1 protein-coding gene is annotated in these 10,805 nt (G+C 68.3%); it reads left to right on the top strand.

Annotated elements, in window-relative coordinates; translation table 11 throughout:
• The coding region (locus ACFC02_RS39500; protein WP_376367356.1) for a hypothetical protein at positions 1-10,805 on the top strand (10,805 nt) is incomplete at both ends.

Below are 10,805 nucleotides of genomic sequence, written 5' to 3'. Positions count from 1 at the left end.
ATCGGCAAGGGCATCGGGAAACTGCCCTTCTTCGGCCCGAAGGCGGTCAGGGACATCCGGCAGATCATCGGGGAGAGCCTGCACGGTCCCACACCAGCCCGCGTCGGCACCAAGACCGCACTCCCCGGCAGCGACAGCCTCCTGCCCGGCGGCGGGAAGGCCGCCCTCGGCGGAGAGAAAGCCCTGCTGGGCGGAGGGAAGACGTTCGACCGGGAGGCGATGTGGGACCTGTGGAACGACCCGCTCAACCGTGAGCTACTCAACGGCAACTGGTTCGGGCGTGAGATCGGCCGGCTGACCGTGCCCATGGCCGTCCACCTGCAGAACGGGGTCGCGGGGCGCGGGGCGCGGCAGTCGTTCCGCAACGCGGTGGGTGATCAGTTCGCGCGGGCCTTCGGTGAGCGGCTGGGGTGGCGGCAGGCGCGGGAGTCGGGCCGTGGGTGGGCCGACACGTTCATGGCCCACACCGGCCGCGGCTCCAAGGTCCTGGGCCGGGAACTGGAGGACACGCTGCACTGGATGCCGGCCGGGATGGGCGGGGTGCGCGGTGCGCTCTCCCACGACCTCGCCCGCGCGCTGCCCTCACCGTCGTGGATGAAGTTCGTCCGCGCCTTCCCCGAAGCCGGGTTCCAGGCCGCGGCCATGAACCTGTCCGAGGGCTTCTTCAACCTCAACGAGACCGGAAAGTTCACCACCTCCTGGATGACCACCGCCGGCGGCGCCGGCGCCGCACTGGGCAGCGGCATCGGACACATCGGCGCCGTCAAACTCGGCCACTGGATCAAAGGCCGCCTCGGCTTCGACCTCCCCCACCACAAACCCCCACTCCCCGACCCCGACCTCACACTGGTCAACAAAGCAGACGGACACCAACCCGCCGACAGCACACTGCCCGGCGACGGCGCGCCGTTCCCCGGAAACGTGCTGCCGACGACGGGCGCAAGCACCCCGTCCAGCACATCCTGGTCCGCGGGCCCGGGAACACAGCCCCCCCGGTCGGGGCAGGTCCGCCTCGACATCCCCAAACACCTCAACGTCGGCCACACGGCACCCGGAGCAGAGCGGGCCGGAGACGGCCGGCCCTCCCCGTTCACTCCCACCCCACGGCTGGCCACCGAGTCCACCACCACCCGCCCGGTACCCGGAAGCCCGGAGCGGGCCCGGCTGGAGGAATCCCTGCACCGCTGGCAGGCACCCACGGAACTCACCCGGCCCGACACCGACGACACCGACCGGGCACGCCTCCTGCTGGAACGCCCCGCGGCCGCCTTCCAGGCGATGCAGCACCTGCGGCAACTCGCCGACCAGGCCGGCCTCACCACCACCGAACAGCGCCGCCTCCTCGCCCCCGCCGACACGGCGGTGGCCCGCCGCGACTGGCCCCAGGCAGCCACCCACCTCACCACCTTCCGCAACCACATCCAGACCACCATCGACCCGAACACACCCGCCCCGCACACTTCCGCGACCGGCCCGGACACACGCACGACCACGCCGGACCCCGTCACCCGTACGGCGGCGGCCGACCAGCCGATACCGACACACAGCCAGGCAGGCCAGGAGACCGCTCCGGCCACGCAGGACTCCCCCGCCACGGACGGCGGACACGGAGTTCCGCCACGAGGGGTGTCCACCGGCGCGGACACCGCGTCCGCCGATACGACGCCCGCCGTCACCGACACGACGGCCGCCGTCCTCACAGACCGCGAAACCGCCGGAGCGGAGGGGGAGGCCGCCGCTGTCCACCCGGCCGGGCGGCCCCCGCTCCCGACCGCCTCCGAGGACACCCCGGCCGGTCTGCTCCCCGGTGGACCGGCGGCGTCCCAGGAGACGCTGGTGCACCCGGAGTCGCCCGCGGCCCCCGCCGCGCCGCACGCGGCGTCCGTGGAGACGCTGGTGGACCCCGCTGCGGGCAGCGGCCTGCCGCAGGGCACAGAATGGGCCAAGAAGGACTCGGCCGCCTCCGGCACGAAGGTTTTCGGCACCCAGACCCCGGTCGGCGCGGACGAGACGGCGGCCCGGCAGGCGGACGTACGGGCGGGCACGATCGCCAGCCGGGCCGGGGACGAGGAGGTACGCCGACAGGTCACGGCGGGACTGGCGGAGCTCGCCAGCCGCGCCGCTCCCGGCGGGGACTTCCACGAACGTCCCGCGGACGTGGTGCACGCGGGCGGTGAACTGCTGCGGGGTGCCCGCCGGGCGGAGCAGGGGCGGCTGGACCGGCTGTGGCAGGAGTTCCGGACCGCGCGCGACGCGGAGCTGCACGACCAGCTCACCCGCAGGGAACTCCTCGACGAGCAGGACGTCCTCGACGGGTACGGCCTGCGGGAACACGCCCGCGGGGCGGTGGACTCCCTGCGCGGGACCCGGTTCGAGGAGTTCCTCGGCGCACGGACGCTGCTGGGCGGGCAGCACGAGGACGGCCGCGCCCAGGAGACCGCGCACGAGGTGGCGGCCCTGCGGGTGGAGGAGTCGTTCCGGCGGCAGCTGGACGACGCCCGCACCAGGCTGCGGATCCGGCTGGCCCAGCGGCTGGGCACCGACCCGCGCGAGGTCGTGGTGACGGAGCGGGAGTGGCGGGCGGTCACCGAGGAACTGCGTATGCACTTGGGCCGGCACGCGGTCCAGCTCGCCGAGACCGTGCGCTGGACCGGCACCTTCCACGCGTACTTCCGGCAGACCGTGGACGGCCTCGGTGCCCGTCCGGGCCCGGACGGGACGGCGGGCACGCACGACGGCGCCGATCCGGACGCGGGCCGCCTGTTCGTGGGTTCGGACGACTTCTGGCAGGCGCTCGGCGCGGCGGAGGAACACACCGTGCCCCGCACGATGAACGAGCTGCGCGACCGACTGACGCTACGTCAGGTACGGGCTCTCCAGGCGCACTTCGCCAGGAAGATGGACTCGATCACCGACCGGGCGGTGGACAAGGCCGCCGGCTGGGGCCCGGACGAGACCGACGGGCTGCACGTCAACGACACCGGCCGCGGCGTCGAGAGCGCCGAGCCGGACTGGCACGCCCTGGAGAACACCTACCAGCGGCTGATCGCCGATGTCCGGCCCGCCGTGGAACGGCTGAACGTCCGCGCGCAGTGGGCGCGCCGGGGCCTGGACGGTTTCGAGCATGCCCTGGACGAGCAGAGCAGGAACGGCGCACCGCGGGTACCGGACTCCGCGCAGCGTCTCCTGCGCGACCAGCTCGACCGGGACCTGCACACCCTCCTCGACCGCGAGGGCGCCGCGACCGGCACGTCCGTGTCCGCCCGCGGTGACCGCTTCGCCCAGCTGACCGCCTCGTACACGCGCCCCGAGGCCCTCGCGGAGCGGCTGGAGTACACCGCCTACCGCCAGGCCCGTCTGGACGAGCAGAACGCCGTCCTGACCGAGGTGCTCGCCCAGCACTTCGACGGTCTGCGCAGTGGTCCGGCACCGAGCGACGCGATGGTGCAGCGGCTGCGCGCCCAGTGGGAACGGGCGGTCGACCAGGCCGTCGCCGACCACTGGTTCGGCCACCTCGGCCACCGTGACTTCCGCGCCGCCGCCCTCCACCCGAGCGGCGCTCCGGCCTCCGGCGGGGCCGGCCACCAGCGCGCTCCCGAGAACCGTTCCTGGCACGAGTCGGCCGCCTACCTCAACGCCACGCTCGTCTCCCGGATCCAGCACGGACACGAGCTGAGCGCGGCCGCCGCCGACGCCGCCCGCGACTTCCACGCCCTCCTGGCCGTCCACCACCACAACAACCCCGGCCGCACTCTCGACGACGCCACCCGGCAAGCCCTCGCCGACGAGTACCGCGACAAGTCCCTCACCGCCTACGACACCATCTGGGCCCAGACCGAACACGACACCACCGCCTGGCTCATCCACGAGAAGAACCACGACGACTCCTTCACCACCACCATCACCACACTCGACACCACCCAACAACACACCGCACATCCCGGCGCCGAGGCCACGGTGTCCGTGCCGCCGGCGGCAGGAGAGGCCGCCCGGCCACCGTTTGACGGCCTGGTCACCGAATCTCCGGGCCACCCGGACCCGGGCACCGTCGAGCACGACGGCACCCCGCCGACGGCCAACACGCCCTCCCCTGCCCCGCGGCCCGCCGCGGGGCAGGACACCGCAGGCACCGTCCCGGCCGACGGGGCCGCCGCCCACGGTCCGGAAGCAGAACAGGGAGGGCTACAGCTCCAGGAGCAGGCGCGGCACTCCACCGATACCCGCGAGGCTGGGCAGCGGACGGTTCCGCCCACCCCTGTACCGCCCCGCTCCGCCGACTCCTACACCCCGCCGACCGTACGGCGCGGGCCCCTCACCCCCGGGACCCTGTTCGACGCGCGCCGCCTGCACACCGAGACCGGACACGAGCGCACCGAGCTGGAGATCCGTATCGCGCTGACCGGCGCGGCGGCCAAGACGCATGCCGCCACGGTCCTGGACCAGGCCCGAGCGGGTGTGGCGCGGAGCCTCAACCACCGTCCCGACCAGCGCTATGTCGCGCTGCGCCTGGTCGGTCCCCTCGAGCGTCCCCATCTCACGCTCGATCTCATCGGTGCGAACCGCCCGCTCGACGGCTCCGACCAACTCCGCCCCCAGGCACCCCGGCCCTCGGCCTGGCCCGTGGACGCGGGGCCCGCCGCCTACGCCGATCTCCTCGGCCGGCACACCCGTCTGCACACCGCCGGCTTCGACCAGGAGGTGCTCGCTCCGCTCCTCAACCAGCCCTTCACGGTCCACACCGACGTCAACGACGGCAGGACCACACACGTGCACGTCCACCTCAAGGTCGCGCGACCGGAGTACGTCGCACAACTGGGCGACTGGGCCGCGGAGAGGTGGTCCGCCGCGCAGTGGTCCCGCCTCGACGACATCGAAAGGGACGTCAGCCTCAGTTTCTCGGAGTATCTCAACCGGGTCGGTGTCGTCGACGGGACCGCGCCCGTTAGCGTCACGACGGAACTCGTCGACGCCGGACACCTGCGTCCGGGCGAGCCCGCTTTCCACCTCGCCGACATCGCGCGCGGCACCCTGACCCCGGACAGCGGCCCTCTCCACGGGCTTCTGACGACCCTGGCGGGGATCGACGCCACGCACGACTTCGCCGGGTCCGCCACCGCCTTCCGGGGCGAGGGCTCCGTCGTCGTCCAGGCTCCCTCCGAGGTGCAGGTCTTCATGGCACATGCCGAGGAGACCATGGAGGCGGGTATCGAGGGCCTCCTGAACAGCGCGGACACCACGAAGAAGCTCGGCCCGGAACACATCGAGGCGCTGCGCACGGCTCTCGCGTCACGGGGCCGTGGCGGCGAGGGAACGCCCTCGGCCGCCGAGGCCAGCCCCGTGCAGTTCGGTTCCGTGTTCGGCGCCGAGTGGCAGGCCGCCTCCACGCCGGCCGCTCCACGGCCACGGCCGGTCCGCCGGACCCCCGCACCGTTCACCTGGGATTCGGTCTCACCCCTGGAGCCGCTGCCTCGGACAGAGTCTCCGGAATCGGAACTCACGCCTCGTGCACTGTCGATTCCCCGGAAAGAGTCTCCGGAACGGGAACTCACGCCGCGTCCGCTGTCGATTCCTCGGACCGCCTCTCCGGACTCATTCCTCACGCCGCGCCCAGCGTACGGCCCGACGCGGCGGAACGCCGTTCGCAGCTTGGACACCGGCAGCGGATTCGGCACCGACTGGGGCGGATGGAAGCCGCCCACGGACGACACATCCAAGGCCATGGGCGGCATCTCCGCCAAGAACATGTCCAGATTCCGTCGGCTGAGCAGCGAACTCGGGCTCGCCATCGCCATCCGAGAGGTCAACGAGTTTGCCAGCATCCGCATCGAAGAGGGGGCGCTGCCCAAACCGCTGGACATCAAGTCGAAATCACTCACTCCCTACGACCTCTTCCTGGAGGGCAAGAAACCCGGGACCGACGGCGAAACCTTTGGCTTCGAAAAAAGACACCTAGGTCTTACCGTCTTCTACGACCCCGCGGATCTCAAGGACCAGTCGCAGCACTCGCCCTCTCTCCGAGCGGCGATCGAGAAGCATCACGCCAAGCGGAGGAAGGAGTTCGAAGACCTCCGCGAGTACATGGCGAAGATCGAGACAAAGTTCCCCGTCATAGATGGCATCGTCCACGGGCACGACAGGAACGGGGAGTTCCGCCCCATTGCGAGCGACATCGACCTGCTCGACATCTACAAGCCGACCGGCTCCCCGATCACGCCCAGAACGTACGGGCGCTCTCTGGACAGCATCATGCAGAATATCCCCGAGGTGCTGCACGGGGCGCACCGGCATTGGGACACCAAAGATCCTCTGGAAATGGAGATCCGCGACAAGATAGACAGTCCGATCAACAAGGGGAGAGAGAGGGTCATCGTCGTCTTTCCCCACCAGGAGCCCGTCTACAAAAAGAACTTCAGCCGCAAGAACTCTGTCGACTGGTTCTCCTCCGACGCGGCCGGAGAAAGGCTCGCGGCACAGGGTCCGCGGCACAACGCCGTCGCTCCCACTCGCTACCAGGTGCTGGACAGGACGGGGCTGGAGACGGTCGCGTCGAACGCGATCCGGACCGTCCACGAGCGGGGGACGCCGACCGCGCTGGACGGCGGACCGGGCATGTACAGGTCGTCGGATTCCCCCTACGACATGAGCGTGCAGGAATGCCTGACGCTGCTCCACGAGCTGAGGGACCAGCTCTTCCCCCGCGGAATCCGGCCCGCGGGCACCGTCGACGATTCCGTGCTCGGCGTCCGCCCCCAGGAGAGCCCGCTGGCTCTCGGCCCGGGGTGGCAGGCGGTCGACTCCTGGCAGTCCGTGGCGGACCGGGTCGGAAGCGCACCTGGCACCACCGCCTTCGTCCTGAACCGGCACATGGTCGACATCGGTCACGCCTTCGCCGCCTACGCACTGGCCCCCGAGCACCAGGAGAGTGCCCCCGAAGTCGTCTGGATCGACCTGACGACGGAGCAGCCGATCACGGAGACGCTGCCGGACTGGATGCCGGTGGAAGCCCGCGCGCTCTTCGTCAGCCCTTCGGGTCAGGTCATGCCGGCCCGCCGGGGGTCCGGCTCGGCCTCCCTAGCGGAGGCGCTGACCGACCCCGCCCCCAGCCACCAGTACGGAGCGAAAAAGAACAAGTCCAAGAACACGACAGCGCCTGCCCCGAAACCCGAAAGCCAGTCCACCGAAAGTTCTTCCGAACCCGACCGGCCGGCCGGAATCCAAGTCTCCGAAGAAGATCTGGCCACGATCCGGGGCGAGTGGAGACGCTTTCCTCGCCTGACGGATGCCCAGCGGCTCGGCGCCGAGAGGGTAACGCTCCGCATCCTCCAGAAGCAGGCGAGACCCGATGACTTTCCCCTCATAAACCTGCCGCGGACGATCGCCGCTATCATCGATCACGAGCAGGACAACCGGGGCACAGGATTCAATTCCCAAGTATTTCTGGAATCTCCGGCCATCATGTACGCCTTGGCCACGCGCGGGAAAAACGTGTGGCCTTTCCTGCGGACCGCACCCGAACTCATCCCCATATTGGAGAAATCACCGAACGTACTGGAAGCCCTTCTGCTCCTGCCGCAAAAATGGTTTGACGACCAGGAGAACAATTTCCAAGATCTGATCCGCGTCCTTATGCGCGAGGACGTCATGGCAAGGCTGGAGTCCGACGCCTCGCTTCGCAAGTTCGCTTTCGGGATACTTTATTATCCGCCACGAGTGTTGGCGCGCACCAACGGCGACTTCGGTGTTCTATCCGCTCTCCTTGAGGTCGTCAACCACACCAGCGTGGTCGCTCAACTGGTGAATGACTCACAGGCATTCACTCATGAGCTGCTGGGCCTGGACGACCCTGTCGAGCACATCTGGCAGTTGCACGAAGTGTCGGCTGTTCCCTCGGCACTGCACTCGGTGGTGGCGCGCTTCCCCTCGAAGGCAACCCCTGAACTCTTCCGCGTGATCCTCTCCGGATTCAACGGCCAGCACGTCAATAGAGAACTCGTGCATTACCCGCGTCAACTCATTCTCGCATTCTCCGATGTGGAGATCCTCAAAACCGTTCTGAAGGATCCGTCCCCACTCGCCACTCTGAAGAAACTGGATACCAACTCATATCTGACGGATGTACTCGAAGACCTCCCCGAGCTCGCGCTGCGGCTGCTTTCTGACCAGAGCCGGATCACCGAGGCAGTGCGCAACCCGGCAGTGGCCGTCGCGCTCTCACACGATCCGCATCGTTACGACAACGTCGCCGACGAAGATCTGGCGGCGCACCTGACCGCTACTGTTTCCCCCCCTCTGGAACCAGCGAAAGACGCACTGGCAAAGGTACTCAGGGAAAACAACGAACGACTGCGTTCCCCTATTCTTCGGCCGCTGCTGCAGGCAGCGCAGCAGCTCAAGCCCGACCCGACGGACGCCCACCCTCTGTGGCCTCACCATCTTCGTCGCATCCTCGATCGACGGCTGGGCCAGATCCTTCTGCCCAAAGAACCCTCCCAAGTCGCGTTCATCCTCAAGAACGCGGCACGTAACGAAATGGCGGCTTACGCGTTTCGCAACAAGGACCATCTCCTCTTCCAGAACCATCTGGCGCTCCTGGAGAGGACTAGCGCGCGCACGGAGGCATACAACAGCCCTGCCATCACCTACTGGCTCTCCCTGACTTCGAACTATGCTGAGTGGACCAACCTGATCGACCAGAACCCCTGGTGGGCCTCAGCAAGCCGCCACGCCCTTCATCTTCAAAGCCCACTGCCTGACCATATTGCAGGGCTGCTCAGCCTCGGCAATTCCGCGCTGATAAGGCTGCTATATCGCCGTCCAGGCCTGTGGCTGGACGCCATGGAGAGATTTAACGACTACGCAAGAAACATAACTTCACAGCCTGAATTGCTGAACCAGCTGGGGAATTTGTTCGGAAAGATACCGGAGAGTCACTGGAACAAACTGCTGACCAGTGAGCGATTGTACGCCCTCATGGTCGAGCGCACTGAAAGTTCTCTAGTCAAAGCGTTCAAGATCTTCCCTGAGGCCCTTCGCGAAGCGATCTCCCGCCCCGACTTCACGGCAGCATGGGACCAGGGGACAACCGATGCGGAATCACTGGCGCACGCCACCCTCGAAGACCCGTCGCGCCTTGCCGACCTGCTGTCCAGCATAGAAAAGAGCGGGCCTGCAGAGCTGACGGCTGAGGGGTTCCAAATCACCGAAGAGCGCATCGATAGCGTTCGCCTGCTCACCGTCGGCCTTTCCTCGCGTACACCTGCGGAGGACCTCGCACCGCAACTGACACCAATCAGCACCGCAGACATAACAGAAATACAGAAAAATTACTCTGCCGTGCTGGCAGATGAGAATATGCGCGGCGCAGCCATTGCCGACCCCGCCATGGCAGAGGCTCTCCTTTTCAATTCGGAGATTCGGGAACTCATTTCCGTCCGACCATCACTTCTGGACAAAATCCAGAAACAGTCGGGCGTCCTGCATCGCCTTCTGAAAGTTCCAGGCCTCCCGAGCCTCTTGACCCACCACGACTCCCCATTCAAGCTATTCACAGAAGACTCGACCGCGTGGCTTCCATTTGATGAGATTCGCGTCAAATTCCTCACCAAAAACCCTGAATTCGCCCTGATAGAAAGAGGGCATCTCACCCTATACGAACACGCACTTCTCCGTGAATTCGTCAAAGCCAGTCCTGCGGCGACAAGGGCCCTGATCAAATGGCCCAATAAGGTATTCCCGCTGTCCGATACCCCGGAAGCCATCACAGCGCTCCAGCAGGCCGGCGAACCGGTCGTAGAGGCCCTCATGGCCACTGAGGGACGCCTGGAGGCCGTGACCGAGATGAGCTACCTGGTGGGCTCCTTGGGCGAGTCGCCAGAAGTCGCCACGGCACTCACGTCGCGACTGGAGGTAGCGGCCGACCAGGCAGAGTTCATCTCGCTGGTCGGCAACCGTGCGCTGATGACCCGGCTGGCGTCGCACCCCGAACTCATCGACCGCGTCCTGGACGAAGACGTACTCTCGGCCGCCCAGACAGCTCCCGCTCTGGTGGACGTGCTCGCCCGCACCCCGGAGGAGTCGCGTGAGGCGCTGCTCGCCTCCCGTGTCCTCACCTTGGTCCGCCAAGACCCCGTCCTGGCCGAAGAGCTGAGCCGCCAGGACGATCTGCGCGGCGCACTGATCGAGCAGCCGCGGCTGGTTCGGCTGCTGCAGCAGAACGGGAACATGCTGAACGCCCTCCGCACCAGGCCGGAGCTGGTCCAGGCGTTCCGCGCCAACCGCGCCCTGGTCGAGGTCGCCGAGGAGGAACCCGCCCTGTGGGCGCTGGTGCAGCAGCATCCCGCCCTGGGTGCACTGCTGACCCGGCAGCTCCGGCGTGAGCTGCTGCACCACCCGGTGCTCACGGAGCGCGTGCTCGGCATGGAGCAGATGAGCGAGGAGGAAGCCCGCGCCCTGGCGCCGCTGCTGCGGCTCCCCGCCCTGACGCACCTGCTCGGGGAGGGAGACGAGCGCACCGGCCGGTTCGCCGTCCGCTTCCTGCGGGAGCCCGCCTGGCAGGCGCGTGCCCGGACCGACCAGGACTTCGCCTCGGACCTGCGGAAACTGCTGCGTTCCGGCGACGAGTTCGACCAGATCCTGGCGGATGCCGATCCCGGTCGCCTGATCACCACGCTCGACCGGCTGACGGGCGGCCTCTCGGTCGGCGCCCGGCCCGGGCCGGGCGCCGACCGGCCGGCGCCCACGGCCGAGGAGCCCCAGCCCGCCCCGGCGGAGCGGAACAGCGGGGCCCCCGCCCCACCGCCCCCGAG

This window comes from Streptomyces sp. NPDC056160 (assembly GCF_042268205.1).
Taxonomy (GTDB): domain Bacteria; phylum Actinomycetota; class Actinomycetes; order Streptomycetales; family Streptomycetaceae; genus Streptomyces.
The sequence above is the reverse complement of the archived record's forward strand: the minus strand, read 5'-3'. Positions and strand labels throughout refer to the sequence as shown.